Source organism: Pseudonocardia acidicola (assembly GCF_012911935.1).
Classification (GTDB): Bacteria; Actinomycetota; Actinomycetes; order Mycobacteriales; family Pseudonocardiaceae; genus Pseudonocardia; species Pseudonocardia acidicola.
Window position 1 is genome coordinate 23,062 of sequence record NZ_JAAXLA010000023.1, and the last position, 13,983, is coordinate 37,044.

Below are 13,983 nucleotides of genomic sequence, written 5' to 3' on the forward strand. Positions count from 1 at the left end.
ACCGCAACCGGGCGGGCCGCCCACCTGGCACCCCCTACGGATCGCGTGGCCCTGCCGGGCGGGGATGCTGCCACTATGCACAGCCGGGTCCCCGCCCTGGACCGGATCACACTGCGCGCCCGGATCGGCATCCTCGCGGCGCTCGTCGCTGCAGGCGCCGTCATCCTCGTCTCGGCTGCGGCGTTCATCGTCGTCCGGGCCAACATTCTCAACACGCTGGACGAGAACCTGTTGCAGCGGGCCGCCGCGGCAGCGCAGAGCGAGCTCGCCGACCCGCAGTCGCTGGCCACCATCCCCCCCGAGGTACTGGGCGCCGGGGACATCCGGATCGCGTTGCTGATGGCCAACGGGGTCGCCCGCTCCGCCGAGGGCGCGGCTTCGGCGCCGCCGCTGGGGACCGAGGAGCTCGATGTCGCCCGCGGCGTCAGCGTGTACTCGACGCGGACCGCGAACCTGGCCGACGGCAGCTACCGGGTCGTGGCGGTGCAGGCCGGCGGCGGGCGCGCGCTGGTCATCGCGCAGCGGCTGGAACCGACCCAGCAGGCGCTGACCAAGCTCGGGATAGCTCTGCCGATCGTCGGGGGGATCGGGGTGATCCTGGCCGCACTCGCCGGCGTCGCCGTGGCCCGGGCCGGGTTGCGGCCGGTGCAGCGGCTCACCGCGGCCACCGAACGGGTCGCCGCCACCGGCGATCTGCGCCCGATCCACGGCAGCGGATCCGACGAGCTGGGCCGGCTCACCCACAGCTTCAACGAGATGCTCGGCGCGCTCGCCGCATCGCAGGAGCAACAGCGGCGGCTCGTCGCCGACGCCGGCCACGAGCTTCGAACCCCGCTCACCTCACTGCGCACGAACCTCGAACTGCTCGCCGCGGCCGACCAGCCGGGCGCGCCCACGCTGCCCGAGTCGGACCGCGCGGAGATCCTCGACGACGTCCGTGCGCAGGTCGCGGAGCTGTCCCAGCTCGTCGGCGACCTGGTGGAGCTGGCCCGCGAGGACCCGCCGATGGTCCTGCACGAGCCGGTCGAGCTCACCGACGTCGTCGAGCGGGCGCTGGAGCGCGCCCGGCGCCGGGCCGGCGACGTCGAGTTCGTGGCCATGCTGACCCCGTGGACGCTGATCGGCGACGCGACCGCGCTGGAACGCGCTGTGCTCAACCTGCTGGACAACGCGGCCAAGTGGAGCCCGCCCGGGGCCACCGTGCGCGTGCAGATGATCCAGCTGGACGAGTGGACGGTCGTCATCGAGGTGGCCGACGCGGGGCCCGGGATTGCCGAGGAGGACCTGCCGCGGGTGTTCGACCGCTTCTACCGGGCCGACGGCGCCCGGACGATGCCCGGCTCCGGGCTGGGACTGGCGATCGTGAAGCAGGTCGCGGGCCGGCACGGCGGTGCGGTGTGGGCCGGGCGCGCGCCCGAGGGCGGGGCGCTGCTCGCGCTGCGCCTGCCGGGCCGCCGCCCGACCGGTTGACCGCCGCGGGCGACGCCCGGCGCCAGGGCGCGTCCCCGGCCCACCTCCTAGGCTCGGTGTCCGAGATGCGGCAATCGCTCCTTCGAACACGGTGAGGTCATGGCGAACGACACCCCCGACGGCCCCGCCGAGCTGACGCCCGAGGGACCGGCGCAGGCTCGAGACCGGCCGGCGAACGCGGGGGATCCGGCCGGTGCCGGACGGTCGCCGTGGGCGCCGCCCGTCGCCGAGCCCGCAGCCGCGCAGGACCGCGGTGCCGAGCCGGGCGCAGGCGCGGCGACGAGCCCGCCCGTGCCGGAGCGTGCTGTCGAGCCGGCGCCCGACACCACCGGTCCGGCCGCCCACTGGGCGAATCCGGACCCGTGGGCCCGGTACAGCCGGCCTGCGCAGGCCTGGGGGAACCCCGACCAGGGCTATGGCGTCCCGCAGTCGCACCCGTACACCACGCAGCCGTACGGCGGGGGTTATCCGGTGGGCGCGCCGCACTGGCAGGGGCTTGCGACGCAGCACATCGCCGCGGCACCGGAGCGGCGCCGCGGCGGCCTGGGCGGGATCGTCGCCGTCGCGCTGACCACCGCGCTGGTGGGTGGTCTCGTCGGCGGCGGGGTCGGCTACTCGCTCGCCGAGCGCAGCGGCAGCGGTGGCTCCAGCGGCGTGCTCAGCCAGCCGCTGCCCGAGGTCGACCCGGCGGCGACGCCGCTCGGCCCGGTCGAAGCGGTCGCGCAGCGGGTGCTGCCGAGCGTCGTGCAGTTGCGGGTCGAGGGCCGGGGGGCCACCGGCGAGGGCTCGGGCATGGTGCTCAGCGGCGACGGGCTGATCCTGACGAACAACCACGTCGTCGAGTCGGCGGCGGACGGCGGCGCGGTGGCCGCGGTGTTCCAGGACGGCCGGACCGCGCCCGCGCGCATCGTCGGCCGCGACCCGAACTCCGATCTCGCCGTCATCCGCGCGCAGGGCATCTCCGGGCTCACCCCGGTCGAGCTCGGCAACTCCTCGTCGGTGCGGGTCGGCCAGCAGGTGGTGGCCTTCGGCTCGCCGCTGGGGCTGGGCGGCACGGTGACCACCGGCATCATCAGCGCGCTGGACCGCGCGGTGACCGTGGGCGGCGACTCGCAGGCGAGCGAAGCCACCGTGCTCAACGCGCTGCAGACCGACGCCGCGATCAACCCCGGCAACTCCGGCGGCCCGCTGGTGGACATGGGCGGCAAGGTGATCGGCATCAACTCGGCCATCGCGACGACCGGCGCGCAGGGCGGCTCGATCGGCGTCGGGTTCTCGATCCCGATCAACCAGGCCAAGCGCATCGCCGAGCAACTCGAGCGCACCGGGAAGGCCACCCGCGCCGTGCTCGGGGTGGCGCTGATCGACGACCCGCAGGTGACCGGGGCCCGCATCCAGAGCGTGGTCCCCGGTGGCGCCGCCCAGGCGGCGGGCATCCGGCCCGGCGACGTCGTCATCCGGCTCGGGGACAAGCGCGTGGCGACCGGCCTGGAACTGCAGGCGGCGGTCCGCTCGCGGGCGCCCGGCGAGGCCGTCCAGGTCCAGCTGAGCGACCGGACGGTCGAGGTGACGCTGGGCGAGGCAGGCTGAGCCGACCGCAACCGGTCGACGCACGCGACGCGACCTTCGTCGCGGTTTCGTTGACGCGGCTGGTGGGTATCTGCTGTGGTTCCGGCCGTCTCGGTTCGTGGTGCCCCGTGGACCGAGACACAAGGGCCGCGTCGACGCCGGTACCCCCTCCCAGCGTCGGCGCGGCCTCCCATGGCGCGAATGACGGGAGCGCACGAACCGTGACAGTGGCCGCCCCGCTACGGTGAGCGCATGGAAATGGCGCCGCCCCAGATCGGCCGAGCCCTCGTGGTGATCGTGGACGACCGGGTGAGCCACGGTGAACGCGACGACAACACCGGCCCGCTGGTCATTGAACTGCTCGAGGAAGCGCACTTCGTCGTGGACGCGGTCGTCGTCGTCCCCGGCGAGTCGGTCGCGATCCGCAACGCGCTCAACACCGCGGTGATCGGTGGCGTCGACCTGGTGATCACAGTCGGCGGCACCGGGGTCTCCCCGCGCGATGTCACCGCGGACGCCACCGCGGGAGTGCTCGACCGTCCCATCCCGGGCATCGCCGAGGCGATCCGGGCCTCCGGTCTCGCCGCCGGTGCCGTGGATGCCGGGCTCTCCCGCGGTCTCGTCGGGGTCTCCGGGAGCACGCTGGTGGTCAACCTGGCCCCGTCGCGCGCCGCCGTCCGTGACGGCATGGCCACGCTCACCCCGCTGGTCGCGCATGTGATCGCCGAGCTGTCCGGGCTCGACTCCGACTGAGCGGTGCGGGGCGCCTCAAGGCGCCCTACTGGCTCGGATTCCCCCCGGTCGGGTCCGTCGCCGCCGCCCCGCTCGCCGGGGCTGCCGGGGTGATCGGCGACCCGGTCGACGTGGGCCGGGCCGGTGTCGTGCCCGCGGCGCCGCCGGTGGGCGCAGCCGGGGTGACGGGCCCGCTCGGGGCGTGTCCGCCGTCGTGCGCCGGACGGGCCCGCTCGAGGGCCTCCTCGACCTTCGTGGCCACGGTCTCGATCGTGTCGTGGAACCGCCCGCCGGTGGCCTTGTCGATCTCCGCCGCGGCGCGTTCGACACTCCTGGCCGCGAGCTCGGCGGCCTTCTCGGCGAACTCGACGGTCTTCTCCTTCGCGGTCTCGCCGTACTCCTCGGCCAGCTCGCGGGCCCTGCCGGAGTACTCGCCTGCCTTCCCCCTGGCGGTGCCGCCGTACTCACCGGCCTTCTCCCGGGCCGTCCCGGTGTAGGCCTCGGCCCTGTCCTTCGCCTTGTCGGCGAGGTCTTTCGCCTTCTCGGTGAATCCCATGTCGACCCCCGATCCGCCCCGAGCGCCGGGCGACGCCCGCCCGCCATGGTGGCACCGTTGGGCGTTCCGGGCCGGTCGGGCACCATGGATCCGTGGCAGAACTCCCCGACCGGGTGCGTCGCAAGATCGACGAGATATTCGGCGACGTGTTGCCCTCGGTCACCCGGGACGAGATCGGTGAACGGGGCTCGACCGCGGACGACGACGGCGCGGCCCCGTCGAACGAGGAGTGGCTGCGCGCCAACCGCCCGCCGCATCACGACCGGGACTGAGCCGGCCCGGCGTCACGCCCCCGGCAGCATCAGGCCTTGTGCTTGCCGTCGCTGGTGACCTGCGTGCCGTCGCCGGCCGCGACCTTGAGCAGGTCGCGGATCTCGGCCAGCAGCTCCACGTCGGTGGGCTCGGCCGGGCCCGGCTCCTCGCCGCGCTTGCGCCGCGCCTTGAGGGTGTTCAGCGGGAGCACGATCACGAAGTAGACGACCGCGGCGACGATCAGGAAGTTCAACGCAGCCGTGATCACCGCTGCGAAGTCGATGTAGGTGCTCTCCTTGCCGCCGATGAGCTGAATTCCCAGGCCGGGGCTGGTCGGGGGCGTGATGGAGTTCACCAGTGGCTGGATGACCTTGTTCGTGAACGAGGTCACGATGGTGCTGAACGCGGCGCCGATGACGACGGCGACCGCGAGGTCGACCACGTTGCCGCGCAGGATGAAGTCCTTGAAGCCCTTGAGGCCTTTGGAGTCGATGAAGCCATTGAAGCCCTTGAGCACGTCGTTCCTCTCGTGATCGGCCGGCCCGGTGAACGCCGGTCAGCGCAGGGTAAGGGCGACCTGTTCGGACAGTGCGGCCGCCGCCACCCGCGTCGCGCTCTCCCGGGGCAGCGCGACCAGGACGAGGCGGCCCCGTCCCCCGGGTGAGATCCCCGGCCCGGTCTCGGGCGGCAGCACGGCGAGCACGACGGCCCGGCTGGCCAGCACGACCGGCTCATCGGCGCTCGGGCCGGCCATCACGACGTCGACCGTGCTGCCCGGCGTGAGCAGGCCGGCGACGCCCGCGTCGGCGAGCCGGATCGGAACGGTCGCCGCATCGGGGGAGCCGGTGGCCCGGACGGCGAGCTCGGCGCCGGCGAGGCGCAGGTCGGTGATCGGCTCACCGGCCCGCGCGGCGCCGGCCAGCATCCGCCCGTCGGCCTGCTCCGGATCACGCAGTGCGCCCGCCGGCACCAGGTCCGCCGGCCACTGGCGCACGGCGAGGTCCTCGGTGCGCAGGGTGGAGCCGGCGGCCAGATCACGGGCGGCCACCAGCAGCCCGACTCCGCCGTCGGCGCGTGGGGACAGGGCGAGGACCAGCGCGAGAACGGCGAGCAGGGCGGCGCCGGCTCGCCGGGCGAGGGCGACCCGCCGCCAGCCGGGGCCGTGCAGCAGGTCGGCGACGCGGTGGCGCAACCGCGGGGACAGCGCCGTCGGCCGGCGCCTCACCCGGGGCGGCGGCGTGGAGTTCCGTGCGGAGTTCGGCGTCGACTCGACCATCCGCGCCTCCCGTCGGTCCCGGTGGATGCCGGTTCGACGGTAGGGCGGTCAGCGTGCCGCGCCGGGACTCTCGCCCCGGGCTGTGGACAACGGTGAGGGCATGTGGACAATCCGGCAGCCGCAGCGGCGTCGTGCCCGACCACCGTCGGGCCGACGTGCCAGGATGCCCGGGGGCGGGGTCAGGACGCTGCGGCGGCCGGGGCGGCGCTGCTCGACGAGCCGCTCGTCGAGCTCGAGCTGCTGGAGGAGCCGGAGTCGCTGGACGACGAGGACGTCGAGGCGGACTCCTTGCTCCCGTTCGACGAGCTGCTGACCACGCCCGATCCGGCGCCCGAGCGGCTGTCGGTGCGGTAGAAGCCGCTGCCCTTGAACACGATCCCGACCGACGAGAAGACCTTGCGCAGCGGGCCCTCGCACACCGGGCACACCGTCAACGAGTCGTCGGAGAAGGACTGCACTGCCTCGAACCGATGGTCGCAGGCGGTGCAGGCGTACTGGTAGGTCGGCACGAAATCCTCCGCAACTGGCACTCCCACACAGAGAGTGCCAGTCTAGCTCGCCCGTTCAGTTCGTGCCGCCGAGCCTCACCACACCGGCGCCCGGCAGGAGCGCCGCGGTCACCCGGACGTCGTGCGGCTCCGCCGGCAGTTCCGGGACGAGCTCCTCGTCGTTGAGCAGCACCACCAGCGGCGTATCCGGCCGGGCCAGCGGCAATGTCCGGTCGTAGTAGCCGCCGCCACGGCCGAGGCGCACCCCCCGGCGGTCCGCGGCCAGCGCCGGGATCAGCACGATGCCCGCCCGGGTGATGCTGTTCACACCCAGGCGCGGGCCGGTCGGCTGCCGCAGTCCCAACGGCCCGTCGGCCAGCGTGTCCGGGCCGTCGTAACGGGCCCAGTCGAGCGGACCGTCGGCGTCGGGGACCACCGGCAGCAGCACCTCGTGGCCGGTCGCCCGCAGCGCGTCGAGGCCGGCCACCGAGCCGGGTTCGACCCCTACCGGCAGGTAGGCGCACACCGGTGCGTCGATCCCGGCCGTCAGCCGCACCCCGGCCGCCGCCAGCGCCGCTGCCCGCGCCGCGCGCTCCTCGTCGCTCAGTGCGCGGCGCGCCGCGAGCAGCCGCCGGCGCCAGGCGCGCTTCCCGGCGGGATCGTCCGGGCCACCGCCGGGCGCGCCGGGGGTGCTCCCGGCTGCCGGACCGGGTGGTTCAGCGCGAGCCGTCACGCGGGCACGCTACCGGCGCCGATAGGCTCGCCGCTCATGAGCGAGTCGCTGCCGTTCCGCTCCGCCGTCGTACCCGCCGCCGGCCTGGGGACCCGGTTCCTGCCGACCACGAAGTCGGTCCCCAAGGAACTCCTTCCGGTGGTCGACACGCCGGGGATCGAACTGGTCGCCGCCGAGGCCGCGGAGGCCGGGGCCAGCCAACTGCTCATCGTCACCTCGCCGGGCAAGGATGCGGTCGCGGCGTACTTCGCGCCGCAGCCCGAGCTCGAGGCGACCCTGGCGGCGCGCGGCAAGGACGCGCTGCTGGCCAAGGTGCGTCGCGCCGCTGAGCTGATCACGGTCCGGACCGTCACCCAGTACGAGCCGAAGGGCCTCGGGCACGCCGTGGCGTGCGCCGCCGACGCGCTCGCGGACGACGAGCAGGCCGTCGCGGTGCTGCTGCCCGACGACCTGGTGCTGCCCACCGGAGTGCTGAGCCGGATGGCCGCGGTCCGCGCGGAGTTCGGCGGCAGCGTGCTGTGCGCGTTCGACATCCCGCGTGCGGAGATCTCCGCCTACGGGGTGTTCGACGTCAGCGACACCGACGACCCGGACGTCAAGAAGGTGCACGGAATGGTGGAGAAGCCGCCGGCCGACCAGGCGCCGTCCACCTTCGCCGCGGCCGGGCGCTACATCCTCGACCGGGCGATCTTCGACGCACTCGAGCGCATCACCCCCGGTGCCGGTGGCGAGCTGCAGCTCACCGACGCCGTCGCGCTGCTGATCTCCGAGGGACACCCGGTGCACGTGGTCGTCCACCGCGGTGGCCGGCACGACCTGGGCAACCCCGGCGGCTACGTGCGGGCCTTCGTGGACTTCGCGCTGCAGCACCCGGACTATGGGCCCGAGCTGCGCAGCTGGCTCGCCGCTCGGCTGGAGGGATAGGCAGGCGTGCGGTCGGTCGACGAGCAACTGGCCCGGGTACTGAACGCCGCAGTCCGGCCGGCACCGGTACGGGTGGCGATCTCCGATGCCCAGGGTCTGCGGTCCGCGGAGGAGGTCGTCGCGTCGCGGCCACTGCCGGGCTTCGACCAGGCGGCGATCGACGGCTACGCCGTACGCAGTGTCGATCTCGTCGGTGCGACCGACGACGATCCGGTGTCGATACCGGTGGTGGGGGAGATCCCGGCCGGATCCCGGCAGCCGCTGCGGCTGCAGCCCGGCCAGGCCGTCCGCGTCGTGGCCGGGGCGCCGCTGCCCACGCTGGCCGACGCCGTGGTGCCCGTGGACCACACCGACGGCGGGAGCGCGCGGCTGCGGGTGCACCGCGGGGTGCCCTCCGCCGCGTTCGTCCGGCGGGTCGGCGAGGACGTCCAGCCCGGCGACGTCGCCGTGCGCCGCGACCAGATCGTCGGTGCGGCCCAGGTCGGGCTGCTCGCCGCGGCCGGGCGCGACAAGCTGCTCGTGCAGCCGCGGCCCCGGGTCTCGGTGCTGTCGGTCGGCGACGAACTGGTCGATCTCGCGCGCACCCCGGGCGCCGGCCAGGTCGCCGACGTGTGCTCGCACGCGCTCATCGCCGCCGCCCGCGAGGCCGGTGCGGAGCCCGCGCGTTCCCGGCTGGTCCGCTGCGACGCCCGGGAGCTGTGCGCTGCGATCGAGGACCTGCTGCCGTTCAGCGAGATCATCGTGGTGTGCGGCGGGGTGGCCGGGAAGGCCGGCGCCGAGGTGCGCGCCGCGTTCGCCGGGCTCGGCGAGCTGGACTTCACCCGGGTCGCCATGCATCCCGGCTCCACGCAGGCGTTCGGCCTGCTCGGCGCCGACGCCGTGCCGACGTTCCTGTTCCCGTCGCACCCGGGCACCGCGCTCGTGCTGTTCGAGGTGCTCATCCGGCCGCTGATCCGGCTCGAGCTGGGCCGCACCGACCCGTACCGCCGGATGATCAGCGCCCGGCTGACCGCGCCGGTGGCGTCCAGGGCGGGCCGGCGGGGCTACGTCCGCGGCCGGCTGCTGCGGGAGCAGGCCACCGGCGACTATCTGGTGCAGCCGCTCGGCACCTCCGGCACGCACCTGCTCTCGTCGCTGGCCGACGCGAACGGGTTGATCGTCGTGCCCGACGACGTCACCGACGCCGCCGTGGACCAGCAGGTCAGCGTGGCCTTCCTGCCGCCCCCCCGCGGCTGAGCGCCCTGACGGATCCGGCGGACCCGACGTGGCGCACGCGCTGTCGCAGCGGACCGGACGGCATCCCGGCTGGCCGGCGAAGATCGGTGCCCTGCGGGTGTCGGCGGGGGTCGTCGAACTGCGGCCGGTGCGCCTGCGCGACGGCTCGGCCTGGTCGGCGATCCGCATTCGCGACGAGCGCAACCTGGCCCCCTGGGAGCCCAGCGCGCCCGGCAGCTGGGTGCAGCGCAATGCCGTCACCGAGTGGCCCGGGCGCTGGGCGGTGCTGCGTGCGGCCGGGCGGCGCGGCGTGGCGCTGCCGTTCGCGATCACCCTGGACGGCCGGCTGGTAGGTCAGGTGATGGTCGGCAACATCGTGCGCGAGCCGCTGCTGTCGGCCTACGTGGGCTACTGGTGCGACGCGCGCGTCAACGGCTGCGGGGTGACGACCGCGGCCGTCGCGATGGTGGCCGACCACTGCTTCGGCCCGGTCGGGCTGCACCGGCTGGAAGCCACCGTGCGCCCGGAGAACCGGGCCAGCATGCGGGTGCTCGAGAAGCTGGGCTTCCGCGAAGAGGGACTGTTCCAGCGATACCTCGACGTCGACGGTGCCTGGCGTGACCACCTCTGCTTCGCGCTGACCGTGGAGGAGGTCCCGGTCGGCGGGCTCGTCGGCCGGTTGGTCGAGCGGGGACGGGCCGAACGGTCCTGAGGGCACCCGGGCCTGCCCACCCAGAGCTACCGGGTCGCGTCGGCCCTTCCACCCACGGAAACCCCATAGGTCACACCCGTCCCGGTCGAAACTCCGGTGATCTGACCGGTCACGGCGCGTCGCCTCGAATTCTCGTGTTCGCCCTGGCTAGCGTGTCTGCTCGGGCGCGATCTCGGCCGGTGGCCGGGTCGCGTCCGGACTGCGCCGACGGGGGGAGGAGGCAGCCGTGCCCAGCTCGCTGATCTTCGCGGGACTGGTGGTGATCTGGCTGCTGATCCTCGTCCCGGCGGTCGCCCGGCGCCAGCAGGAGGTGGCGCGGCTGAGCCCGGCCGCGCTCTCCGGACGAGTGCTCGAGCGGCCGATTCAGCGGCGCCGGACCCAGGAGGTGGGACAGGTGGAGCAGGCGGAGGACCCCCGGCCGGTGGCGACCCAGCCCGAGCGCGCCGAGCAGACCCGCACGGCGGGCCGGACCACCGATGCCCGGGTGCCGGCCGACGAGGACGAGCGGCACTGGGAGCGTCCGCCCGCCCGCTACCGTCCCGGCCGCGGCGGCTTCGACCCGGAGGCCGCGGCGCTGGCCGCCCGGGCCCGCTACGCCATCCGGCAGCGCATCGTGCTCAGCCTGCTCGCGCTCGCCGGAATCACCGCCCTGGTGGCCGGGATCGCGATGCCCACACTGTGGTGGCTGCACGCGCTCATCGATCTCGCGCTCGTCGGCTACCTCGTCTACCTGCGCCGCCAGGTGCGCATGGAGGAGACCATCCGGGCGCGCCGCGCTGCACGGATGGCCGGCACCCGCCGTCCGCCCGCGGCCGACGACCCCGAGCTCGACGAGTGGGCCGACCGCGGTCGCGAGGCCGGTCGTCCGCAGGTGGTGGCCGAGGCGCCCGACGCGGCCGCCGACGAGGCCGAGCCCGAGGCGGAGGACCCCGCCGGGGAGCAGGCGGCCGACGAGGCCGAGGAGCACGGCGGGAACTGGGCGGACGACGCCGACGACGACCCCGCCCGCGTCCGTGGCACCGGGGAGCCGCTGGGGGTGCTGCCGGCCCGCTGCCGCACCGTGAAGACCGGCGGTGACGGAGAGGACGACGATCTCGACGAGGCGGCCGAGCCGGACTCCGCGCTGCCTCGGCTGCAGCCGGCCCCGCCGCCGCCGCTGCCTGCGGGAACGACGCTGGTCGAGGTCGACGAGGAGGACGCCGAGCTGAGCGAACTCGACGCCCCGGTGCGACCGGACTACCGCCGTGCAGCGGGCCAATGAGGGCCTGATAAGGTCGTTCCTGCCCGGCCGACAGGACGGGTAGGGCAAGGGGCTGTGGCGCAGTTGGTAGCGCGACTCGTTCGCATCGAGTAGGTCAGGGGTTCGATTCCCCTCAGCTCCACCACCCAGGTGGTACCCATCAGCCCCGACCGGATCCGGTCGGGGCTGACTCGTTCTCCGGGAGGTCGTGACGTTGCCGACTCGCCGGCGCCGGGCCCTGGGGATCGCCACCGTCGTGGCCACCGGTCTGGCCGTGCTGGCCGCCGCCGACCCGTTCCACCTGCTGCTGGCGCCCTGGTACGTCGGGGTTCTCGTCACGGTGACGATCGTGCTGGCCACGGTGTGGCTGGCCGGTCTGCTGCGGCGGCGGGCGATGCGGGTGCTGCTCGTGGTGGCCGGCGTGGTCCTGGTGCTGGGCTGGAGTGCGTTCGTCTGGCTGCTCGCGCAGCTACGCGGGCCGGAACGGGTGGTGGGCGAGACGGCGGCGGGTGACTATCGGCTCGTGACGGTCCAGGGCGCGGTGTTCGCGGCCGACCCGATCTACGCGGTGCGGCTGCGCACCGGCAGCGGCCCGTTCGCCCAGGACGCGCTGGTGTGGCAAGGCCTGCGGAACGGCGCCCCACCGGCGGACATCCGGTTCCACGGCGACGACGAGGTCGAGGTGGTCGCCCGCGGTGGCTGCGGCTACCGGTCGCACGTCGACCGGCTGACCCTCGCGGTCGATCCGGTGCACCGCCCGCTGCGTCTCGACAGCTGCTGAGCCCGGCCGGGACGGCGCACCGCGCCGTCGTCTCGATCTGGATCATCGGCCCGGGGCCGGTTAACGTCCACCACGATGATCTCCTCACCACGTTCAGCGGTACGTCCGGTGCGTCGTTGATGCCCGCCGTGTTCGCGGGCCCGGCCGCGCTGGCCTACGGCGTGGCCGACTTCGCCGGCGGGCTGGCCGCCCGCGGTACGTCCGCCCTGCGGGTCACCGCGGTCGCGCAGTTCGCCGGCCTGCTCGCCCTCGTCCCGGCCGTGTGGGTGCTGCCGGGCCACCCGTCCGCGGCCGCGCTGGGGATCGGGATGCTCGCCGGCCTCGCGGGTGTCACGGGTCTGCTGCTGTACTTCCGTGGCCTGGCGGTCGGGCCGATGGGAGTGGTGGCCCCGTTGTCGGCGGTGGTCGGGGCGGGGCTGCCGCTGGTCGTCGGGGTGCTGCTCGGCGAGCGACCGGGCCCGGCGATGCTCATCGGGATGCTCGTGGCCCTGGTGGCGATCGTGCTCGCCACCGCGGGCACCCGCCGGGACGCCGCCGCCGGCACCGGGCTCGCGCTGGGGCTGGGGTCCGGGATCGGGTTCGGCTTGTTCTTCATCGCCCTCGACGCCACGCCACCCGACTCCGGGCTGTGGCCGTTGCTGGCCGGCCGGATGCTGTCGACGGCGCTGCTCGCGATCGTCGTCGCCGCCCGGGGGCAGCGCGGCGGGCCGTTCCGCGGGCGGCGGCTGATGATCGCCAGCGGAGTGCTGGACAGCGGGGCCAACGTGCTGTTCCTGCTGGCCACCCGGACCGGCTCACTCAGCGTCAGCGCCGTGCTGGTCTCGCTCTACCCCGTGGTCGTCGTGCTGCTGGCCCGGATCGTGCTGCGCGAGCGGCTGACCGGGCTGCAGCTCACCAGCGTCGGCCTCGCGCTCACCGCGAGCGTCCTGCTGGCCTCGGGTGGGTGACGCCCGGCCCCGGTCCCGCGTGGCGCCGCAGGCGCGATGCCGGCGATCCGGCAGACTGTCCCGACCGGATCCGGGATCGGCACGGGGGTGTCGCGAGCGAGAACAGCGGGGTGTTCGGTGGCCGGCACCCTTGATGCGCTCGATCGCCGGATCGTCGGGGCACTGCAGGTCGACGGCCGCGCCTCCTGGTCCCGCATCGCCGCGGTGCTCGGCGAGCCCGAACGCACCGTCACCGAGCGCGGCGAGCGGCTGCTCGGCTCCGGCGTCGTGCGCGTCACCGGGCTGCCCGCCCCGGCGGCGGGCACCATCGTCGGGATCCGCTGCCGGCCCGGGCAGGAACGGCTCGTCGCCCTCGCTCTGGCCCGCCGTCGCGACACCCGCTACGCGCACGTGCTGGCCGGGCCCCTCGGCTGCGTCGCGGAGATCGACTGCCCGCCTCGGCGTCTAGCGGAACTCGTCGTCGACGAGCTGCCGGCACTGCCCGGGCTCGTCGACAGCGTCACCTGGACCGTGCTGCGCTACATCCGCACCTCGCACCAGTGGCAGCCCGGGCTGATCGGTCCCGAGGAGCGCGACGCGCTCACCGCGTACCTGCCATCACCCGAGCACGTGCCCTTCGGCGAGGTCAAGGGGGTCAACCGGGCCGACCAGATGCTGCTCGCGTCGCTGCAGCGGGACGCCCGCCGTGACTTCGCCGAGCTGGCGCACGTGACCGGGTTGTCGGAGGCCGCGGTGCGGCGCCGGGTGGAACGGCTGCGTTGGGAGGGCCGGTTGCTGATCCGGGCCGTGGTCGACCCGGTGCGGCTGGGCTTCGGGGTGCGGGCGATGGTGTGGGCGCGGGCCGCCCCGCGCGACGTCGACGCGGTGGCGGCGGGCCTGGGCCGTGAGCCCTGGGTGCGCTACGCCAGCTGCATCTCCGGCGACCGTCAGCTCATGGCCGAGGTCGCGCTGCCCAGCGTCGACGCCCTGCACGACTTCCTGACCGGCGCACCGTGGCTGGAGAAGGTCAGTGCGCTGGACTCGTCGCTGATCGCCGCGACGCTCAAGCGCGGCGGGCTGTTCGCGCTGCCCGACGAGCACTGAACGCC

The 13,983-nt window shown here is 74.6% G+C and carries 16 protein-coding genes and 1 tRNA gene; 12 read left to right on the forward strand and 5 right to left on the reverse strand.

The features are described from left to right. Positions 1 to 75 precede the first annotated feature (75 nt). The 3 genes from HF526_RS14290 to HF526_RS14300 all read left to right on the forward strand — a co-directional run bounded on the left by HF526_RS14290 (position 76) and on the right by HF526_RS14300 (position 3,792). Entirely contained in the window at positions 76 to 1,470 is a 1,395-nt protein-coding gene (locus HF526_RS14290; protein WP_239028675.1) for a sensor histidine kinase, read from the forward strand. Positions 1,471 to 1,569: 99 nt separating this feature from the next. Then, the gene (locus HF526_RS14295; protein WP_169381914.1) at positions 1,570 to 3,060 is read left to right on the forward strand and encodes a trypsin-like peptidase domain-containing protein; all 1,491 of its coding nucleotides are present in this window, start codon (positions 1,570 to 1,572) and stop codon (positions 3,058 to 3,060) included. 237 nt (positions 3,061 to 3,297) lie between these two features. Beyond that, a complete protein-coding gene (locus HF526_RS14300; protein WP_420821618.1) occupies positions 3,298 to 3,792 on the forward strand; it encodes a MogA/MoaB family molybdenum cofactor biosynthesis protein in 495 nt (164 codons plus the stop codon). A gap of 25 nt (positions 3,793 to 3,817) precedes the next feature. On the opposite strand, the gene HF526_RS14305 is transcribed toward HF526_RS14300, so the two are convergent. After that, positions 3,818 to 4,327 (reverse strand): antitoxin, encoded by a 510-nt coding sequence (locus HF526_RS14305; RefSeq protein WP_169381916.1) that lies wholly within the window; start codon positions 4,325 to 4,327, stop codon positions 3,818 to 3,820. Positions 4,328 to 4,419: 92 nt separating this feature from the next. Between HF526_RS14305 and HF526_RS14310 the strand changes: the two genes are divergently transcribed. Next, on the forward strand, positions 4,420 to 4,599 hold the full coding sequence (locus tag HF526_RS14310; RefSeq protein WP_169381917.1) for a hypothetical protein: 180 nt from the start codon (positions 4,420 to 4,422) through the stop codon (positions 4,597 to 4,599). Positions 4,600 to 4,628: 29 nt separating this feature from the next. On the opposite strand, the gene mscL is transcribed toward HF526_RS14310, so the two are convergent. The 4 genes from mscL to HF526_RS14330 all read right to left on the reverse strand — a co-directional run bounded on the left by mscL (position 4,629) and on the right by HF526_RS14330 (position 7,076). Further along, the gene (gene mscL, locus HF526_RS14315) at positions 4,629 to 5,096 is read right to left on the reverse strand and encodes a large conductance mechanosensitive channel protein MscL (protein WP_338051475.1); all 468 of its coding nucleotides are present in this window, start codon (positions 5,094 to 5,096) and stop codon (positions 4,629 to 4,631) included. Positions 5,097 to 5,135: 39 nt separating this feature from the next. Beyond that, positions 5,136 to 5,855, reverse strand: coding sequence for an SAF domain-containing protein (locus HF526_RS14320; RefSeq protein WP_239028676.1), 720 nt, complete (start codon positions 5,853 to 5,855; stop codon positions 5,136 to 5,138). Positions 5,856 to 6,034: 179 nt separating this feature from the next. After that, a complete protein-coding gene (locus HF526_RS14325; protein WP_169381918.1) occupies positions 6,035 to 6,364 on the reverse strand; it encodes an FmdB family zinc ribbon protein in 330 nt (109 codons plus the stop codon). Between the two features lie 55 nt (positions 6,365 to 6,419). Further along, complete coding sequence (locus HF526_RS14330) at positions 6,420 to 7,076, reverse strand: 5-formyltetrahydrofolate cyclo-ligase (RefSeq protein WP_169381919.1); 657 nt, start codon at positions 7,074 to 7,076, stop codon at positions 6,420 to 6,422. A gap of 36 nt (positions 7,077 to 7,112) precedes the next feature. On the opposite strand from HF526_RS14330, the gene HF526_RS14335 reads away from it, so the two are divergent. The 8 genes from HF526_RS14335 to HF526_RS14370 all read left to right on the forward strand — a co-directional run bounded on the left by HF526_RS14335 (position 7,113) and on the right by HF526_RS14370 (position 13,978). Then, a complete protein-coding gene (locus HF526_RS14335; protein WP_169381920.1) occupies positions 7,113 to 8,000 on the forward strand; it encodes a UTP--glucose-1-phosphate uridylyltransferase in 888 nt (295 codons plus the stop codon). A gap of 6 nt (positions 8,001 to 8,006) precedes the next feature. Next, positions 8,007 to 9,236: a molybdotransferase-like divisome protein Glp gene (gene glp, locus HF526_RS14340; RefSeq protein ID WP_169381921.1), complete on the forward strand. Its 1,230-nt coding sequence runs from the start codon at positions 8,007 to 8,009 to the stop codon at positions 9,234 to 9,236. A 28-nt stretch (positions 9,237 to 9,264) separates the two neighbouring features. Continuing rightward, positions 9,265 to 9,927: a GNAT family N-acetyltransferase gene (locus HF526_RS14345; protein WP_169381922.1), complete on the forward strand. Its 663-nt coding sequence runs from the start codon at positions 9,265 to 9,267 to the stop codon at positions 9,925 to 9,927. Between the two features lie 226 nt (positions 9,928 to 10,153). Next, positions 10,154 to 11,188 carry a hypothetical protein gene (locus HF526_RS14350; RefSeq protein ID WP_169381923.1) on the forward strand — a complete coding sequence of 345 codons (1,035 nt, stop codon included), beginning with the start codon at positions 10,154 to 10,156 and terminating at the stop codon, positions 11,186 to 11,188. 48 nt (positions 11,189 to 11,236) lie between these two features. Beyond that, a tRNA-Ala gene (locus tag HF526_RS14355) sits at positions 11,237 to 11,312 on the forward strand. 63 nt (positions 11,313 to 11,375) lie between these two features. Continuing rightward, positions 11,376 to 11,948, forward strand: coding sequence for a hypothetical protein (locus HF526_RS14360; protein ID WP_169381924.1), 573 nt, complete (start codon positions 11,376 to 11,378; stop codon positions 11,946 to 11,948). Positions 11,949 to 12,067: 119 nt separating this feature from the next. After that, positions 12,068 to 12,895: a DMT family transporter gene (locus HF526_RS14365; RefSeq protein ID WP_169381925.1), complete on the forward strand. Its 828-nt coding sequence runs from the start codon at positions 12,068 to 12,070 to the stop codon at positions 12,893 to 12,895. Positions 12,896 to 13,012: 117 nt separating this feature from the next. After that, the gene (locus HF526_RS14370) at positions 13,013 to 13,978 is read left to right on the forward strand and encodes an AsnC family transcriptional regulator (protein ID WP_169381926.1); all 966 of its coding nucleotides are present in this window, start codon (positions 13,013 to 13,015) and stop codon (positions 13,976 to 13,978) included. The last annotated feature ends 5 nt before the right edge of the window (positions 13,979 to 13,983 follow it).

Coding starts and splice junctions, on each gene's coding strand:
- HF526_RS14290 (WP_239028675.1), top strand. CDS start 76: ATGCACAGCCGGGTCCCCGCCCTGGACCGGATCACACTGCGCGCCCGG.
- HF526_RS14295 (WP_169381914.1), top strand. CDS start 1,570: ATGGCGAACGACACCCCCGACGGCCCCGCCGAGCTGACGCCCGAGGGA.
- HF526_RS14300 (WP_420821618.1), top strand. CDS start 3,298: ATGGCGCCGCCCCAGATCGGCCGAGCCCTCGTGGTGATCGTGGACGAC.
- HF526_RS14305 (WP_169381916.1), bottom strand. CDS start 4,327: ATGGGATTCACCGAGAAGGCGAAAGACCTCGCCGACAAGGCGAAGGAC.
- HF526_RS14320 (WP_239028676.1), bottom strand. CDS start 5,855: ATGGTCGAGTCGACGCCGAACTCCGCACGGAACTCCACGCCGCCGCCC.
- HF526_RS14335 (WP_169381920.1), top strand. CDS start 7,113: ATGAGCGAGTCGCTGCCGTTCCGCTCCGCCGTCGTACCCGCCGCCGGC.
- HF526_RS14365 (WP_169381925.1), top strand. CDS start 12,068: ATGCCCGCCGTGTTCGCGGGCCCGGCCGCGCTGGCCTACGGCGTGGCC.